The organism is Cyanobacterium sp. T60_A2020_053 (genome assembly GCA_015272165.1).
Taxonomy (GTDB): Bacteria; Cyanobacteriota; Cyanobacteriia; order Cyanobacteriales; family Cyanobacteriaceae; genus Cyanobacterium.
Map to the genome: position 1 here is coordinate 1 of JACYMF010000022.1, position 18,273 is coordinate 18,273.

Annotated in this window: 15 protein-coding genes; 9 read left to right on the plus strand and 6 right to left on the minus strand. The window is 37.5% G+C overall.

Translation table 11 applies throughout. The features are described 5' to 3' along the window. The 4 genes from IGQ45_03510 to chlP all read left to right on the plus strand — a co-directional run. Positions 1-159, plus strand: a 159-nt coding sequence (locus tag IGQ45_03510) for a hypothetical protein (GenBank protein ID MBF2056294.1), incomplete at its 5' end; no start/stop codon positions are given. Between the two features lie 137 nt (positions 160-296). Then, positions 297-1,718, plus strand: coding sequence for a dihydrolipoyl dehydrogenase (lpdA, locus tag IGQ45_03515; protein MBF2056295.1), 1,422 nt, complete (start codon positions 297-299; stop codon positions 1,716-1,718). Between the two features lie 355 nt (positions 1,719-2,073). Then, positions 2,074-3,996, plus strand: coding sequence for a biosynthetic arginine decarboxylase (gene speA, locus IGQ45_03520; protein ID MBF2056296.1), 1,923 nt, complete (start codon positions 2,074-2,076; stop codon positions 3,994-3,996). A 200-nt stretch (positions 3,997-4,196) separates the two neighbouring features. After that, positions 4,197-5,420: a geranylgeranyl reductase gene (gene chlP / locus IGQ45_03525; GenBank protein MBF2056297.1), complete on the plus strand. Its 1,224-nt coding sequence runs from the start codon at positions 4,197-4,199 to the stop codon at positions 5,418-5,420. Positions 5,421-6,280: 860 nt separating this feature from the next. Here the strand turns inward: chlP and IGQ45_03530 are convergent. Further along, positions 6,281-7,117, minus strand: a complete 837-nt coding sequence (locus IGQ45_03530; protein MBF2056298.1) for a diaminopimelate epimerase — start codon at positions 7,115-7,117, stop codon at positions 6,281-6,283. Between the two features lie 26 nt (positions 7,118-7,143). On the opposite strand from IGQ45_03530, the gene IGQ45_03535 reads away from it, so the two are divergent. Continuing rightward, the gene (locus IGQ45_03535; protein MBF2056299.1) at positions 7,144-7,350 is read left to right on the plus strand and encodes an RNA chaperone Hfq; all 207 of its coding nucleotides are present in this window, start codon (positions 7,144-7,146) and stop codon (positions 7,348-7,350) included. Positions 7,351-8,239: 889 nt separating this feature from the next. Here the strand turns inward: IGQ45_03535 and IGQ45_03540 are convergent. The 3 genes from IGQ45_03540 to IGQ45_03550 all read right to left on the minus strand — a co-directional run bounded on the left by IGQ45_03540 (position 8,240) and on the right by IGQ45_03550 (position 11,613). Continuing rightward, the gene (locus IGQ45_03540) at positions 8,240-9,691 is read right to left on the minus strand and encodes a DEAD/DEAH box helicase (protein MBF2056300.1); all 1,452 of its coding nucleotides are present in this window, start codon (positions 9,689-9,691) and stop codon (positions 8,240-8,242) included. Positions 9,692-9,922: 231 nt separating this feature from the next. Next, a complete protein-coding gene (rimO, locus tag IGQ45_03545; protein MBF2056301.1) occupies positions 9,923-11,245 on the minus strand; it encodes a 30S ribosomal protein S12 methylthiotransferase RimO in 1,323 nt (440 codons plus the stop codon). Positions 11,246-11,373: 128 nt separating this feature from the next. Next, entirely contained in the window at positions 11,374-11,613 is a 240-nt protein-coding gene (locus tag IGQ45_03550; protein ID MBF2056302.1) for a transposase, read from the minus strand. A 101-nt stretch (positions 11,614-11,714) separates the two neighbouring features. On the opposite strand from IGQ45_03550, the gene IGQ45_03555 reads away from it, so the two are divergent. The 4 genes from IGQ45_03555 (at position 11,715) to IGQ45_03570 (ending at position 15,806) form a co-directional block, all read left to right on the plus strand. Then, entirely contained in the window at positions 11,715-13,160 is a 1,446-nt protein-coding gene (locus tag IGQ45_03555; GenBank protein ID MBF2056303.1) for a glycosyltransferase family 2 protein, read from the plus strand. A gap of 325 nt (positions 13,161-13,485) precedes the next feature. Beyond that, positions 13,486-14,040, plus strand: coding sequence for a 16S rRNA (guanine(966)-N(2))-methyltransferase RsmD (gene rsmD / locus IGQ45_03560; protein ID MBF2056304.1), 555 nt, complete (start codon positions 13,486-13,488; stop codon positions 14,038-14,040). Between the two features lie 471 nt (positions 14,041-14,511). Next, entirely contained in the window at positions 14,512-15,240 is a 729-nt protein-coding gene (locus IGQ45_03565; GenBank protein ID MBF2056305.1) for a DUF1995 family protein, read from the plus strand. 182 nt (positions 15,241-15,422) lie between these two features. Continuing rightward, on the plus strand, positions 15,423-15,806 hold the full coding sequence (locus IGQ45_03570) for a DUF309 domain-containing protein (protein MBF2056306.1): 384 nt from the start codon (positions 15,423-15,425) through the stop codon (positions 15,804-15,806). A 311-nt stretch (positions 15,807-16,117) separates the two neighbouring features. Here the strand turns inward: IGQ45_03570 and IGQ45_03575 are convergent, their stop codons facing one another. Together IGQ45_03575 and IGQ45_03580 are read right to left on the minus strand one after the other, a co-directional pair. Beyond that, entirely contained in the window at positions 16,118-17,077 is a 960-nt protein-coding gene (locus IGQ45_03575; protein MBF2056307.1) for a pentapeptide repeat-containing protein, read from the minus strand. A 61-nt stretch (positions 17,078-17,138) separates the two neighbouring features. Further along, positions 17,139-18,017 carry an alpha/beta fold hydrolase gene (locus tag IGQ45_03580; protein ID MBF2056308.1) on the minus strand — a complete coding sequence of 293 codons (879 nt, stop codon included), beginning with the start codon at positions 18,015-18,017 and terminating at the stop codon, positions 17,139-17,141. Positions 18,018-18,273: the final 256 nt, after the last annotated feature.

The following is an 18,273-nucleotide window of genomic DNA, read 5'->3' on the forward strand; positions in this document are numbered from 1 at the left end:
ACCGTAGGGCATACGGGAACATACGCTTGGGGAGATTTGCCCTCTTGGGCGATTGGTGCAAACCTGTCGTCTAACGGCGAGTCAGTGAACCAAGAATCCCCCACTACAACCCTACGGGTTGTAGTGGTGGGAGTGTCAAAACTTATTTTCCAAACTTGATATTATTCCCCTCCAGAAATTATTTTTTATTAGTTTGTCGGGGTTGAATAATATTCAACCCTCACAGGGTTTCTAACTTGAATACAGTCGATTTAAGTTAAAATAAAAGGATTGCCTTCCTTAGAAAAAATGATATTATGACTCAATTTGATTATGACTTAGTAATTATAGGCGCTGGAGTAGGTGGTCACGGTGCCGCTTTACACGCCGTGAAAATGGGCTTAAAAACTGCCATCATCGAAGCAGGAGACATGGGCGGAACTTGTGTCAATCGTGGTTGTATCCCCTCCAAAGCGCTCCTCGCCGCATCAGGAAAAGTGAGAGAATTAGCCGATACTAGCCATTTACAGGCAATGGGAGTTAACGTCGGTGGTGTTAACTTTGATCGTAGCGCCATTGCCGACCATGCCAATAATTTAGTCAGTAAAATTAGAGAAGACCTTACCAATAGCTTAAAACGCCTTAAAGTAGAAACCATAAGAGGTTGGGGGAAAATTATTGCACCCCAAAAAGTAGCCATCGACACCAGGGAAGGGGAAAAAATTATCACAGCTAAAGAAATAATGCTTTGCCCCGGTTCAATTCCATTCGTACCCAGAGGGGTAGAAGTGGATGGCAAAACCGTCTATACTAGCGATCAAGCCGTGAAATTAGAATCATTACCCCAATGGTTAGCAATTATCGGTAGTGGTTATATCGGCTTAGAATTTGCCGACGTTTACACCGCCCTAGGCTGTGAAATTACCATGATTGAAGCCTTAGATCAACTGATGCCAACCTTTGATCCTGATATTGCGAAAATTGCCGAAAAAGTCTTAGTTAACAGTCGAGACATTGAAACCTATACAGGGGTTTTCGCTACCAAAATAATACCGGGTAATCCTGTTATGATTGAACTAACAGATGCTAAAACTAAAGAAGTAGTGGAAGTATTAGAAGTGGACGCTTGTTTAGTAGCAACTGGGCGCATTCCTGCTACCAAAAATCTTGGTTTAGAAAATATTGGCGTAGAAACCGATGCACGAGGTTTTATCCCCGTTAACGATCAAATGCAAGTATTAAAAGATGGCGAAGTAGTACCCCATGTTTGGGCAGTAGGAGATGCTAATGGTAAAATGATGTTAGCGCACGCCGCCTCAGGTCAAGGTATTATCGCTGTAGAAAATATGTGCGGTAACAAAAAAACTATTGATTATCGTAGTATCCCAGCCGCCGCTTTTACCCATCCTGAAATTAGCTATGTGGGCTTAAATGAGCCACAAGCGAAGGAATTAGGACAAAATGAAGGTTTTGAGGTAAGCTCGGTTAAAACCTACTTCAAGGGCAATTCTAAGGCATTAGCGGAAAAAGAAACCGATGGCATTGCCAAGGTTATTTACCGTAAAGATACTGGAGAATTATTAGGGGTGCATATCATTGGTATTCATGCTTCTGATTTGATTCAAGAAGCCGCCAACTCCATTGCTTTACGTCAATCAGTGTATGATTTATCCTTTAACATTCATACTCATCCTACCCTTTCTGAAGTTTTAGATGAAGCCTATAAACGCGCTGGTTAATAAGGGTGTTTTCATGCTCAAATTTTTAGTTGAGACAAAGTAATAAGTAATTCATTACACGGTGGGGTAAAAGCGAAGAGATAGTGTATTTGTAACTAATTATCCGAACTTGATATAATTCATTACACGGTGGGTAAATTACGAAGATATAATCTTTAATAACAGATTACTCGAACATGATATTACAAACTTTTTTATATTAGCGATTAAAGTTCATTTATGTACGGAAAAAAAGCCAAAATTGCTATATAATAAGAGTATAAATAATAACCACTTTTTCTTAACTCTTTGTAGTTGGGAAAAGGTGGTTTAGGCGTGAAAATAATTAATTTTGAAATAAATAGGGATTACAGTAATGACAAGTTGGAATAGCGCCCGTAGTGCAGAATTATATCAGTTAGAAGGGTGGGGACATCCCTATTTTGACATTAATGAGCTAGGAAATATTACAGTTTCACCGAGAGGAAAGGGAGAAAAAATAGATTTATTTAACTTAGTAGATAGTTTACAAAAACGGGATATAAATTTACCTGTTTTAATTCGTTTTTCTGACATTTTAGCAGACCGTTTACAGCGTTTACATCAATGTATGGAAAATGCCATTAATCGTTATAATTATGGTAATGTTTATCGGGGTGTTTTTCCTGTTAAATGTAATCAACATAAGCAGTTAGTAGAAGCCTTAGTCGAGTATGGAAAGCCCTATCACTTTGGCTTAGAGGTGGGGTCTAAACCTGAATTAATGATTGCTTTAGCTAGTTTACCCATAGATTCTAGTGGAGAAACTTTGTTAATTTGTAATGGTTATAAGGATAGAGAATATTTAGAAACTGCTCTATTAGCACAACAATTAGGACACAATTTAATTATTGTAATAGAACAAATTAAAGAACTATATTTAATCCTTGAAATTAGTAAAAAATTAGACTTAAAACCGCAAGTAGGTGTCAGAGCAAAGTTAAAAACTAAAGGTAGTGGACATTGGGGAAATTCTACGGGAGAAAAAGCAAAATTTGGTTTAACTATTCCCGAAATTATGACGGTTTTTAATACTCTCAAAAGTCATGATTTATTAGATTCTTTGCAGTTATTACATTTTCATATTGGATCGCAAATTTCGTCTATTGCTGTGATTAAGGATGCTATTAGGGAAGCTGGACAAATTTATGTACAATTAGCGGTGATGGGCGCTGGGATGAAATATCTTGATGTGGGCGGTGGTTTGGCAGTGGATTATGACGGCTCAAAAACTAATTTTTATGCCTCGAAAAACTACAATATGCAAAACTATGCTAATGATATTGTGGCGGCAGTGAAGGATTGTTGTGATGAAGCGCACGTCACCCCACCCATTTTAGTTAGTGAAAGTGGGAGGGCGCTGTCTTCCCATCAATCAGTGTTAATTTTTAATGTGGTAAATAGCAATCGTGCGCCTTCAAATATACCAGCGCCCTCCACCGAAAAAGAGCCGTTAGTAATTCGCAATTTATGGGAAACTTATCATAATATTGATCTGCAAAATTATCAAGAAATGTACCATGATGCCGTGCAATTTAAAGAGGAAGCAATTAGCTTATTTAACTTTGGTTATTTGAGCTTAAATCAAAGGGCAAAGGCAGAAGAATTATACTGGGCTTGTGGACAAAAAATTTATCAAATCATCCAAAATGAAAGTTATGTTAGTGATGATTTAGAAGAATTGACAGATTTAATGATCTCCACTTATTACATTAATTTATCAGTGTTTCAATCAGCGCCCGACGCTTGGGCAATCGATCAACTATTTCCCATTATGCCCATTCATCGTTTAAATGAAGAACCTCAAGAAAAAGCAATTTTAGCTGATTTAACTTGTGATAGTGATGGTAAAATTGACCGATTCATTGACTTACAAGATGTCAAAAATAGTTTACCTTTACACAACTTAGAAATTGAAGAAAATAGTCCTTATCAAGTAGATTATAAACCTTACTATTTAGGGATGTTTTTAGTAGGCTCTTATCAAGAAATTATGGGTAATTTACATAATCTTTTTGGAGATATAAATGTGGTACACATTACCAGTGGAGAAAATAATTATCAAATACAATATATCGTTAAAGGTGATACGGTTAATAATGTTTTAGAATATGTGGAATATAAAGGGGAGCAATTACAAGAGCAAGTGCGCTGTTTAACTGAAGATGCTGTGAGTAAAAATAAACTAACTTTAGAACAAGCTCAATTATTACTGAAAAATTATGACCAAAATTTACGCAGTTATACATATTTGAGTTAACAGCATGGGAAAAATATTGAGAAATATTACTTTCTTTGTTAAGGACTGTTGCAAAATTGCAAGGAAAAATCAGTAAGAGGATCATTTTCCATTAACTTTAAGAAAGTATATTAGATGCAATTCTTAATCAAAAGAGAGCGTCAAGTTTCGGTAAAATAATAAAAACAGCAATTAATAAGAATTTTAGGAGATAAGCAACCGTGACAATTCGGGTAGCAGTAGTAGGCGGTGGACCTTCTGGTTCTTCTGCGGCTGAAGTTTTGGCAAAAGCAGGTATTGAAACTTATTTATTTGAAAGAAAATTAGATAATGCCAAGCCTTGTGGTGGCGCAATTCCCCTTTGTATGGTCAGTGAGTTTGATTTACCCCCCGAAATCATTGATCGCCAGGTCAGAAAAATGAAAATGATTTCCCCTTCTAATATTGAGGTCAATATTGGTCAAACTCTCAAAGATGGTGAATACATCGGCATGTGTCGCCGTGAAGTTTTAGACGGTTTTATGCGTGAGCGCGCCGCTAAATTAGGAGCAAATTTAATCAATGGTACTGTTTACCAATTAGATATACCCGAAAGAGATCAAGACCCCTATACCTTACATTATGCGGATCATAGCAATGGTGCTGCTCAAGGGGAAATGAAAACTCTCAAAGTTGATTTAGTAATTGGGGCGGATGGCGCTAACTCTCGTATTGCTAAAGCCATCGACGCAGGTGATTATAACTATGCTATTGCTTTCCAAGAAAGAATCAGACTACCTGAAGATAAAATGGCATACTATGAAGATTTAGCGGAAATGTATGTGGGTGATGATGTTTCCCCCGATTTCTATGCTTGGGTATTCCCTAAATACGATCACGTTGCCGTGGGTACTGGTACAATGAAAGTTAATAAGGCAATTATTAAAGATTTACAAGCTGGAATTCGTCAGCGCGCGGCGAAACGTTTAGAAGGTGGCGAAATTATTAAAGTAGAAGCGCACCCCATCCCTGAACATCCTCGCCCTCGTCGTGTCGTAGGTAGAGTTGCTTTGGTGGGTGATGCCGCCGGTACTGTTACCAAGTCTTCTGGAGAAGGTATTTATTTTGCCGCTAAAAGTGCGCGGATGTGCGCTGAAGTGATTGTAGAAACTAGCAATAACGGTCAAAAAGTACCTACCGAAGCTGATCTTAAAACCTATCTCAAACGCTGGGACAAACAGTATGGCACCACTTACTTAGTCCTCGATATTTTACAACGAGTTTTCTATCGTAGTGATGCTACCCGTGAAGCTTTTGTAGAGATGTGTGCCGATATTGATGTACAAAAAATCACTTTTGATAGCTACCTCTATAAAACCGTAGTTCCTGCCAATCCTTTAGTACAGTTAAAAATTACTGCTAAAACTATTGGTAGTTTATTAAGAGGTCACGCTTTAGCTCCGTAATCGGATTAGAACTATTTAATTTTAATTTGTGTGAGGGTTGAATCAACATTCAACCCTTTTTTTAGGTGGCAATTTTTTGATACTGATTTTGACAGCCTATAATAAGGACTATCATAACAAAAGTTGAGAAAATAGTTTTTTATTAATGTATTGATTATGAATAAACTTAAATCAATATTGGCAAATCGATCACTGATTACAGCGCTTTTTAGAGGAGTTTTCATTTTCTTAAACCACACTTTGGATTATTACAAATATTATCTTTGCGTCTTTGCGCCTCTGCGAGAAACAAAAAACGTGGTTTATTCATTTGAAATGCGCTGTATAGCAGTCCTAAATCATTCGTGAAAAATCAATTACTAGAAAAAAACATCGAAGATACCATCCCCATTGCCTTTTGTCTTTTGCCTGTTGCCTTTTCAACTAACTTAATTACCACAACTCATTTAGTATTGCTATATATCCCTCTTTTGTTATTTTCCGAAAACATTTACTATTGAGTAAGTCAGCAAAATTAATTGTGTGTTTTATTTTTCCCAAAGCTATAATAACAAGGAGCTTAAGCCCCTCGCCCTTTGGGATAGCGGTTGGGGGGTGAGGGCGTTTTCATTCTCAAAAATGTTAGTTTCTCAAACTAGCCAATAATCTGAAATTCAGAGGTTTTTAACTACTAATAAATCAATTAATAGTAAAAAATCCTCCTGTCTCCCTGAATCTCCCCCCTTTTTAAGGGGGGTTGGGGGGGATCATCCTTATATTGTCTTCTTGTCAAAAACAAATCAATTTTGATCCTGACTTTGAAAACACCCTGCTTCGTAAGCAGGGGTTGAGAGGGTTTGAGAGGGCAAAGCGGTTATAACCTAAACAATTGTACCAGTAAAAACTTTCTGCGCCGGTCCAGTCATATAAACATGATTATCACTTTCGCGCCACTCAATATCTAAACATCCGCCGGGTAACTCCACCGTGCAAATACGCTCAGTTTTACCCGTCAAAACTCCAGCTACCACAGTAGCGCACGCCCCCGTGCCACAAGCCAAAGTAATTCCAGCGCCCCTCTCCCAAACCCTCATTTTAACGTAATGAGGATCAATAACTTGGATAAACTCAGTATTAGTTTTTTGAGGAAACACAGCATTAGTTTCAAACTTTGAACCAATAACGCTCAAATCAATATTAGCCACATCCTCCACAAATACCAAACAATGAGGATTACCCATACTGACACAAGTTACCTCATAGGTTTTTTCAGCCATAGTCAAAGGTTGATTAATCACCGTTTCAGCCCCTAAAGTCGTAGGAATCAAATCAGCGCGTAATTGAGGTGCGCCCATATCCACCGTAATCATCCCCGCACCTTGAATAGTAGGAGTAATCGTACCAGCTAAAGTATGAATGGGATATTGTTTACCGATTTCTTCCTTTCCTTCCAACTCCGTCACAAATTGAGCAAAACAACGAATACCATTACCGCACATCTCAGGCTCAGAACCGTCAGAGTTAAAAATTCTCATGGTATAATCACAACCATTGACACCGGGTAACACAAAAATCACCCCATCAGCACCGATACCAAAATGACGATCACACAACTTCACCGCTTCACTGGCGGAAATCAAAGGTTGATCACTATGGCGATTATCAATCAAAATAAAATCATTACCGAGTCCGTGATATTTGGTAAACTTCAATGTCATAGTTAGTGCTTAAAAAAATTAAAAATATGTCGGCATTCAATACTGGTCTTCCTAGTGTACGTCAAATTCAGACCGTAATCAAAGAAAAAAAAGCAGTAGAAATCGGCTTAACTACTAATAAAGTTTTGAATGGTAATATTCTTTGGCAAGATGAAAACTGTCTTTGTCTTACTGAACATAATCGCAAAACTTTGATTTGGTTGCACAGCATTGCTTATATTACTTTATCCTAAGCCTAAAAGGGTAGGTTTCAGGTTGCAGGTTGCAGGTTTCAGGTGTAATTTTCAGACGATGATATAATTCGAGCAAAAAGTTGAACCGACGAAATGAATTAGGGGTTGCTGAAAAAGTATTTTGGTGAGGGGAGGTATCAGGCTTCAGGTGTCAGGTTTCAGGTGAAATGCTTATAAATTAAAGACTTTAGCCTAATAGTTACTTTTCATAAATTGCTCATTTGTATCAATTATTTTTGATTCGGATGGAAAAAATAGAGTATTTTTAGAGAAAAAAGTCAATTTATGACACTTTTTGTTATGTAGAATAGACTTTAAACTTTTATTTGACAAGGGTTTTGATTTATTCAGCAGACCCTATTTACTTTACACTTCTTAATATATGAACCTGCCACTGGCATCAATTTTGTAATATTTATTAATTTTTATTGCTAGTCTCTTATCTTGTTTTTTCTTAATTTCATAATCAATATGTTGTTTTTATTGATTTTTATGGAATTAGAAACACTGTTCTGTGACCTGGATGATTTTTGCTTAACTTTTGAACCGTCTTTTAATCATTATATTTTATGCTCCCAACAGAAAAAAAGAATTAAAAATAGTCGATTATCTTTAAGTGAAATTATGACTATTATTATTTATTTTCATCATTCTAGTTATCGAAATTTTAAACATTATTATCAAAATTATTTGATGATTTATCATCTTCAAGATTTTCCCAATAAAGAAGTATTTTAGCCCTAATTTGTGGTGGTTATTTTTGAATTAAAATTCATTTTTAGCCCCAAATGCTTATTCCACAATGTTTTCGATTTTACTGTTATATCGAACTGAGGTTACTATGGCAAAAAAAAAGCGCCCTCCACCGTAACAGTGAAGGGCAAATTATTTATCTTACTTTAGGACTTTCATAACTACGGCGAGACTTGCCACTGTAACTACTATTAGAACGTCCATACTTCCGACCACCAGAAGATTTACCTTTACCACTTAAATTAGGCTTACTAGAAGTAGCCGGAGGTGGTACTTCCCAATCTTCTTGTAACCAAGCAGGGCAATTTTGATCATAAAGAATCTGCAAAACTGCTGCCGCAATGGCGCTAGAATCGTAATCCTCATTTAATTCCTTAACCAAGGGTAAGAAAGAAGCTAAACGCTCACCGCTCAAAGAATCCTTGATTTGATCCTTCAGTTTAAGCATCCGTTTTGCCTCCACCGTAGAACGATTCGGCACAGTTTCAACCTTGATAGGTTGATTTAAACGGCGCTCAATTTGACGTAACAAACGGCGATCGCTAGGTTCAACCAACGCAATGGCTTTACCTTCCTTTCCAGCGCGCCCCGTCCGTCCAATACGATGGATATAGGTTTCCGCATTGTCAGGTAAATCAAAATTAAACACATGGGTTAAATCAGACACATCCAAACCACGCGCGGCAATATCCGTAGCCACAACTACCTTAATTTTGCCTTCGCGCCAACGCTGAATTAATCTTTCCCGTTGTTGCTGACTCAAATCGCCGTGGTATTCATCCACACTTTGCCCCGCTTCCTGTAATTTTGAGGTTAACTCTGAAGCCGTGCGCTTAGTACGTACAAACACAATGGCCGATTGAGGGTCTTCGATTTCTAAAATCGGTTGAATGGTCTTAATTTTTGACCAACCACGAGGCACCATATACACCGACTGCTCGATGCGTGAAGGAGTATCCTGCGGTTTTTCACCTGTTACATTAACAGGGTCTTTCATAAATTCTTTGACCAACAACTGAATTTCTTTGGGCATAGTAGCCGAGAAACAAGTAGTTTGACGGTGCGCTGGAGTGCAGGATAAAATAGTTTTCACATCATCAATGAAACCCATACTCAGCATTTCGTCCGCTTCATCCAACACCACATATTTAAGGGCTTCTAAATGAAGATGTTTGCGATGTAATAAATCAATAAGGCGACCCGGAGTTCCCACTACGATATGAGAACCTTTTTCTAAAAAGCGAATTTGACGCTCCATAGATTGCCCACCATAAACGGTGGTTACAAAAATTTTTTCTCTACCAATCAAATCCTTGAAAGATTCTGCCACCTGTTGGGCTAACTCTCTGGTGGGCGCTAAAATTAACGCCTGAACTTGCTTAGAATCACGATCAATACGATCCAAAATCGGCAACGAATAAGCCGCCGTTTTACCCGTACCAGTTTGCGATTGACCGACCACATCACGCCCAGCGATTAACTCAGGAATCGCTAAAGTTTGAATTTTGGTAGGAGTAGTAAAACCAATATTATCTAATTGGTTAAGGATAGATTCTGATAGTCCTAAACTGGCAAAAGAAGTTGTCATCTGTATTTATATAATTAATTGTGAACTGAAAGTCTTGACCCCAGATGAATGAGGGAAAACCTGAAATGAAGCAAAACTGGTAAGGAGCGATACGATGATCGTGAAAATTGCCAATAATTCGTCTAAATTATGCCTTACATTATTACTTCAAAATAAACTCTTCCTTGAGATACACAGCAATATCAACGCACTTTGGAGGGCGCCCTTCATCGTTATCAAATAACTAGAAAATTACCGATCAATCTCAATTTCACCATAGAGATCATAGACATCGGCATCAGTAATTCTCACGGGAGTAATAGAACCGAGATTCGCTTCACCCTGAACATAGACTAAACCGTCCACTTCGGGAGCAAAACGGGGAGAACGTCCGATTAATTCACCACTGCTGGGGTTTTCTTGCTCAATTAAAACAGGAACTAACTTGCCCACTTCTTGGGCATTTCTTGCCTCAGCGATGGGTTGTTGTACTTCCATTAATTCATTTCTACGAGCGATTTTCACCTCCTCTGGAACTTGATCCGCCATATCACAGGCTTTTGTTCCTTCTTCGGGGGAAAATGTAAACACACCGACATGATCAAATTGATGCCGTTTTACAAATTGTAACAAATGATTGAAGTTTTGTTGGGTTTCTCCCGGAAATCCCACAATAAATGTAGTACGCATCACTGCATCAGGCAGACTAGCCTTAATGCGTTCGATAATGCGATCATTAACCTGTCCCTGCCAAGGGCGATTCATTGTCCTTAAAATGTCAGGATGGGAATGTTGTAGGGGTAAATCAAGGTAAGGAAGGATATTAGGGGTTTCTCGGATTGCTTCAATCACTCCATCCGTTAAACCGGTGGGATAGGCATAATGAATGCGTATCCAAGGAATATCTACTTTACCCAGCGCCCTCAACAATTGCGCCAATTTCGGTTCACCATAGAGATCAACACCATAATTGGTGGTAATTTGAGAAATCAAGATTAATTCTTGCACTCCTTGATCTGCTAATTGTTGAGCCTCATTAACGATAGATTCGATGGTGCGCGAACGCTGATTTCCCCTTAAATGGGGAATAATACAAAAAGCACAACGATAATCACAGCCCTCAGCCACTCGTAGATATGCCACTCCTTCAGAAGTGGTGCGATAACGAGGGATATTTTCATCAGCGATATAGGTAGGTTCGGAGGAAACAGCTTTAACTCTTTCTCCTGCTTCTACCCTTTGGATAATGTCGACAATATTTTGATAATCTCCTGTACCTACTAATGCCACGGCTTCAGGCAATTCAGTGAGTAATTCTTCTTGGAAATGTTGCGCCATGCAACCAGAAATAATTATTTTTTTCTGATTTTCTGCTAATTCTACTAAAGTTCTGACGGATTCTTGTCTAGCGGATTCAATAAAACTACAGGTGTTAACGATGACATAATCGGCTAATTCTTCACAGTTATCAATTTGATAACCTGATTGAGCTAGTAATCCGAGCATATGCTCAGAGTCAATACGATTTTTTTCACATCCTAAGTGAGAAACGGCGATGGTTGGCTTATTGCCCATAAATGCTGATGTTTTTTTCTCTGTTCTGACAGTGAAATAGTTAATCTTTTGTTACAACCCTATTACCATAACATCTTTTTTCTTTTTTTGTCAATCCTTACACAATTGTGATTAGGGCAAACGCATACTCAGGAAGATAAAATTTTGAGCAGATATCTTTCATCCCACCCTGCTTTTAGTGGTTGTGCTTTTTTTCCTCTTCCATACTCTTTTTCTTTATTCAGCAAATTCAGAGCTAGATGACGAATTAAAGCCATATTTTCTGCACTATTGCCCTGTCTAATTCTACTATGGTCTTCTCTCAATGCCACATCTAAACACCAATGTAATTGATTCTCTCTGCCCCCATGACTCCATTCATAATTCATAACTCATAATTCATAACTCACTCAACCTTTGCCCTTTCCTTCTTGAGTTAGAATATGGTTAATTATCGCACTTGATCAAAATTAGGAGCTAAAAGTTAATTATGCCAGACAATAAAAACCTCGAAACTGATCCTATTACCTCATTAATAGCCGAATTTAACGATCCCGAAAGGGAAGAAGATGAATTTAGAAATGATTTTTTTCAAGGGTTGTCAGGCAGAAGGAAAAAATCTGCCCTCGCTTTAACTTTAATTTGGGCTTTTACTATTGGTTTACATTTACTACCATATAATTTTATCGTTATCATCGCTTTAGGTTTATTCGTCACTATTCAAGGGTTTAGGTTGATGTTTACCAGCGCCCTTCACCCTAGTTTAACCCCTGCAACGGATGCCCTCACCCTCACTCCCTCTCCTCTGGCAGAGGGGGGAATGCCATTTGTCTCTCTGTTGGTGTCGGCTAAAAATGAGGAAGTAGTTATCGCTAAATTAGTGAAAATGTTACTAAAATTAGATTATCCTCAAGATCGTTATGAATTATGGATTGTGGATGATAATAGTAGTGATAAAACAGGAGAAATCCTCAACCAATTAGCCCTAGAATCGCCTCAGTTAAACGTGTTACATCGAGATGCTCAAGGGAAAGGCGGTAAGTCTGGGGCTTTAAATCAAGCCTTTTCTCTCTGTCAGGGTGACATTATCGGAGTGTTTGATGCTGATGCTATTGTGCCTGAAAATATATTACAAGAGGTAATACAATTATTTAAAAATGAGGTGACGGGCGCTGTGCAGGTGCGCAAGTCTATATCTAATAGTAGCGAGAATTTTTGGACCCAAGGGCAATATGTAGAGATGGGTTTAGATAGTTATTTTCAGCGTCAGAGAATTAATTGTGGTGGTATCGGTGAGTTGCGAGGCAATGGGCAGTTTGTGTTGCGGAGGGCGCTGAATAGTTGTGGTGGTTGGAATGAGGAGACTATCACTGATGATCTTGATCTTACCATTCGTTTACATCTTGATGGTTGGAATATTGATATTTTAGAAAATCCTGCGGTAGGGGAGGAAGGTGTGCGAGGGGTGAGGGCGCTATGGCATCAACGCAGTCGTTGGGCGGAAGGTGGTTATCAGCGTTATCTTGATTATTGGCGCTTTTTGATTAGTAGTCGCTTAAATTGGCGCAAAAAATTTGATTTATTTTTCTTTTTTATGGTGCAATATATTTTCCCTACCGCCGCACTTCCTGATTTTTTAATGGTGATAACTCGTCACCGTCTGCCTTTAATAGCGCCCATCAGCAGTTTAACTCTCATTTTGGCATTTTGGGGAATGTTTACGGGTTTAAGACGTAATCATCAGAGTGAGATTAGTTTCACCGATACCGTTAAGATGATAGGACAAAGTTTTTTCGGCATGATTTATATGATACATTGGTTTATTGTTATGCCGGTGACCACTGCGAGAATGTCATTTCGTCAAAAACGCTTAAAGTGGGTGAAAACTGTCCATCAAGGGGATACGGAAGAAAATCCTGCGTTAGGAATTGGTTAATCTTTATTGAGCTTTGCTGATTTTGAGTATGATTTATATTTTAGAGATCGCTAAATTATTAAATAGTAAGTATTCCAGATCGTTAAGTTTTTATTTTCATAACTTAATTCAGCAACGCCCTTTACTGTTGGGTTTCTTTACTTCAACCCAACCTACTGTTTCATCAAAGCCTAATTATTTGATTTTTAGCCAAGAAAATATATTGTTAGGAGTTATTGGTAAATCAATGTTTTCTATGATAGGTAATATTTCATCGTGACGATAAATTTTTAGGGGTTTTTCTGGTTGAAAATTACTAAACTTTCTTTAATATAATTTCTGAAAAATGCGTATCTACGGCAATCGAGTCATTAAAACTTTATCAGGGCAAGAAACACGCCCCACCACATCTAAAGTAAGAGAAGCAATTTTTAATATTTGGCAAGATAAAATTATCGATTGTCGTTGGTTGGACTTGTGCGCTGGGAATGGTACCATGGGCGCTGAGGCTTTGGTGAGGGGCGCTTATTCTGTGGTAGCTATCGAAAAATCCCCCAGCGCCTGTCACCTCATCAGAGAAAATTGGGCAAGACTAGCAGAATCTGATCAAGAATTTAAAGTATTGAAGGGTGATGCGCGCTTACGTCTTAGAAATTTGCAAAATTATCAATTTGATTTGATCTATATTGACCCGCCCTATCATTTAGACTTATATAATCCTCTGTTAGAAATGATCAAAAATTATGATCTTTTAGCGCCCTTCGGAGAAATTGCCTTAGAATTTGACCCCAAAAAATCTCCTACTATTATTAATGAAGATTTTGAATTATTACAAACTAAATCCTATGGCAATACTACCATTAGTTTTTATGGGGTGAAGGGCGCTGGTATAATTAGTTAGTTAATAATTGTATGGCGTGTAATAGACCTCTCCAAAATATAATAAATCTAAAAATTTTGTATAATTATTTTAATTTATAAGCAAAAATATGTCAGAAAAATGAACAATTATACATGGAATCATATTCAAAATAATCCTCATTCTTGACGGTTTCTGGCTTGGTAAGATTAAGAATAGAAACTACGGTTATTAAAGAGTGTAATCTTGAAGAAGGAAGAAGAAACTTTGAAGTTGTACTAAGTGATATTTTTTGGTCGAAATTGATTTTGTCATGATTTTAAAAGAAAGAGTAAGGGTTGTAACGAGCGCCCGTTGCCGAAAGTTAAGATGCTTGAAGCCTTATAATTAAAGAATCATAAATTATTGGAGAGGTCTTTTGAGTAAGTCTAATTTTTTGATTCCATAACCGAAAAGCCTTGTTATGAAGATTTTGTTAAAATGATGATAAAAAATAACTAATTAATATTGTCCATGACTCAAATTCCTCAATCGTTAGAAATAGCGATTTCTCAAGCGCACTCCGCCACTCAAAGCGCCCTCGCCTCTGGCTATAATCGTTTGATGGTAGAATTAATTATTCCTGAAATTGCCTTGAAAGCGCAATCATTAGCTTATGAATTTGCCTTATTATTTGCAGAATATGATTCAGGATTGAAAGTATTGTTTCCTGATACAGGGGCGGCGGCTTTAGCAAAAAGGGAATGGGGTGAGACGACATTTCAGGTGACAGATTTGGGTAGTAGTCGTTCCCCTGTGAAAAATAAAGTGGCAGATAATGATCAATTTTTCTTGGTGGTTTGTCCTTCAGCAGTGGAAGTGGCACAGGTAGAAAAGTTATGTAATCTTGCTGGAGATCGCCCTGTGGTGCTTATTATACCGCAATTGGAGGATGTTAGTGTGGTTGGTATCGGTTATGCGGCACGACAGTTACGAGAGCGTTTTTTAAGCACTCTTGAATCTTGTTATTATTATCGCCCCTTAGATGATGCGGTGGTAATGCGAGTTTTTCCTAATTTGTGGCAAGTGTGGCGAGAATTACCTGAAAATCGCTTTGAGTTGATTACCGAAACCCCCACAAAGCCTTTGGGAGAGGCATTAGACCTTATTTTACAGGGTGAGGATACAACACCCTCCACTCCAGCTAAGTCTCTCGGTTTATTTGCTACTATGAAGAATTTTTTACGGGCGCTGAATAATTAGGAAAAAATTATTAATTATGAAGTTTGAATACTTAATTATTGGTGCGTAAATTATACATTGTTCATTATCAATTATGGGTCTTCACTAGATAGTATGCTGCCGAGACTGTAAGCCTTACTCTCTCGTTCTCAAAATGCAATTTGCATACCAAGTAATGAAGAGCCTCAATTATTAATTATCAAATGTCTTTACAAGAAGCAGTTAAACAATTTAATGAGAGAGAATTTTATGCTTGTCATGATACCCTCGAAGCCCTATGGATGGAAGCCAGTGAGCCGGATAAAACCTTTTATCAAGGGGTTTTACAAGTAGCGGTAGGTTGCTATCACCTTAGTCATAATAATTGGCGAGGGGCGCTGGTATTATGGGGGGAGGGCATTCGTAAGTTAGTGGATTATGAACCAAGTTACTATGATTTAGATATTACGACTTTAACTGATTGTACTTATCAACTTTTAGAACATTTACAGCAAATTGACCCCACTCAAACTCAACATTTTTATCATCAATTACTTACAAATGATTTTTCTCTCTCTTTACCTTCCTTAGGGCGTGTCATCAATTAATCTATATAGAACCCATTAACCCATTTGGCATCTGAGGATACTGCTCCTCTTCTTCGCATTAGTCGAATAAAACATAATTTTACCTTTTGTGTGAAATTAAATAATGTCCTTTCAAAATTTTTGACCGAATTATTACATCACTCCATCCAAGTATTTAACTTTTCAATTACCCATCTTATTTTTATTAGCATAAAACCACTTTTTCCTTCTGTTTTTATATTATTTTTTGCTAATTTATTCTCTCTAACTGCAATATGATGAAATGAGTTCTATCGAGAAAATCAATCTAAATTTGCCCCTTACTCTTTGAACTAGGGATGAATCGAGCCATCAGGCATTTTAGTTTCCGTAAGATTAACCCCCCCCAGCGCACTCCCCCGTAAATCAGCATTTCTAAGATCAGCATTTTGTAAATTAGCTTCAATAAAACTGCCATTACTAGCATTAATATTTAGTAAAATAGCCTCTCGAAATAAAGCATAATTAAAATTACCTTCTTCGATGTTGCTACCTTCCAAATTGACTTCTTGTAAATTAGCATGAGTAAAAATAATTTGATTTTTTCCCCCTGTTTTCCTTCTAATTTTTAATAATTGAAACTCATTATTACTAATATCTTTTAAAATTGCACCACTTAAATTGGCACTTCTTAAATTAGCCTTAGCTAAATTAGCTTTGTACAAAATTAACCCCGTTAAATTTGCTTTTCTTAATTGACAATGCTGTAAATCAGCACGATAAAAATTAGCTTCACTCAAATTACTGCCCTGTAAATTAGTATTAGATAAATCAGCATAGGTAAAATCAGCACCCATCAAATTTAATCCAGTTAAATCCGCTTGAAATAAATTAGCACGAGTGAAATTAGCGCCCGTCAAATTAGCGCCAGTGAGGTTAGCACCCGTCAAATTAGCATAACTAAAATTAGTATTAGATAAAAAAGAATTAGCTAAATTAGCATAACTTAAATCAGCATAGCTAAGGTCAGCACCATTAAAATTACTCCAACTTAAATCAGCATAACTAAGGTCAGAATTTTGTAATTTTGTGCCAATTAATCTTGAGCTAATAATACTAGAATTAACTAAATCAGCATGACTTAAATCACCACCACTTAAATCCGTAGCACTTAAATTAGTCCAACTTAAATCACTATGGTTTAACTCAATTTGGGTTAAATTAGCTTGGATTATTTCAACACCAGAAAGACGAACACGATTAAAGTCTTTTTCTCCCTGTAAATACAAGCGCAATAACTCGTTAATATTCATAAATTTATCAAGTTAAATAATGAGATTGGGGAGAATGAATATTTCAAACTTAATATAACACTTAACATTTAACTGAAAGACTTTGTAAAGATTTGAGGATAATCGGATTAACGGTGTCGGGCGCTTCATCCTGTGGGCAATGCCCCAAACCTTCTAAGGGTATAAAATCCTTCACACTATCATAATTAGCCAACAAGCGCCCTTCACCCATAGGCTCCCAAGGGTCTTCCGTACCCCACAAAAAGATGAGGGGACATGGTAAAATGGGTAATAAATCTTCTGCTAAAGGACCTCCAGAATAGCCCGTAAAAGCTAAAAAAACATCACTAGCGCCCTCATCCTGTGATGGTTGATAGATCAAATCAACTAATTCATCGGTAATAGCTTCACGACGGCGGTAGGCTTGACCTAGTAAGTTTTTGATCACCTTTGGTTTAGCGATTTGAGCAAAGAAAAAATTACCGATTGTTTTATTTTGTAATACTTTTTGCATCACTGTAGAACCGACATTGCGCACCCAAGGCAGAGAAGCTCGTTTGCGTTCGTGAAGTAACCTCAAAGAGCAATTTAAGGCGACAATTCCTAACGCTAAATCAGGAAAACTAACAGCCATTTGCATGGTGACAATGCAACCAATAGAATTGCCCACCAAATAAGCAGGAGTGCCGACTACTTCCCGACAAAAATCTGCCACCTGTTGCGCCCAAGTGTCGAAAGTATAATCGATTTCCGTGCCCGGTTGAGGTTTAGCCGAAGCCCCAAAACCAATTAAATCAATGGCATAACAGCGATAATTTTGGGCTAAAACAGGTAAATTATGGCGCCAATGCCCACAATTTGCCCCAAAACCATGAACTAAAATCAGAGCATCGCCCTTGTCTCCCTGACATTGATAACCGATGTTAAAACCTCGCCATTGCCAAACTTGATATGCCACCATAAAACTCAATTTGCTTAAACTTTTACTAACTTCGATTGTACTTGTGAATTATGAGTTATGAATTATGAGTTATGAATTTAGATCGTTGTTGTATCGTCACCGTGATAAATTAATAGGATATACAGCAGATTTCATTTCCTTAAACCACAAGTTTGGTTGTCATAAAACTCCCTTTGCGTCTTAGCGCCTTTGCGAGAAACAAAAACGTAGTTTATTCCTCTAAAATGTGCTGTAAAACTTGTCTTATTGAATAAAA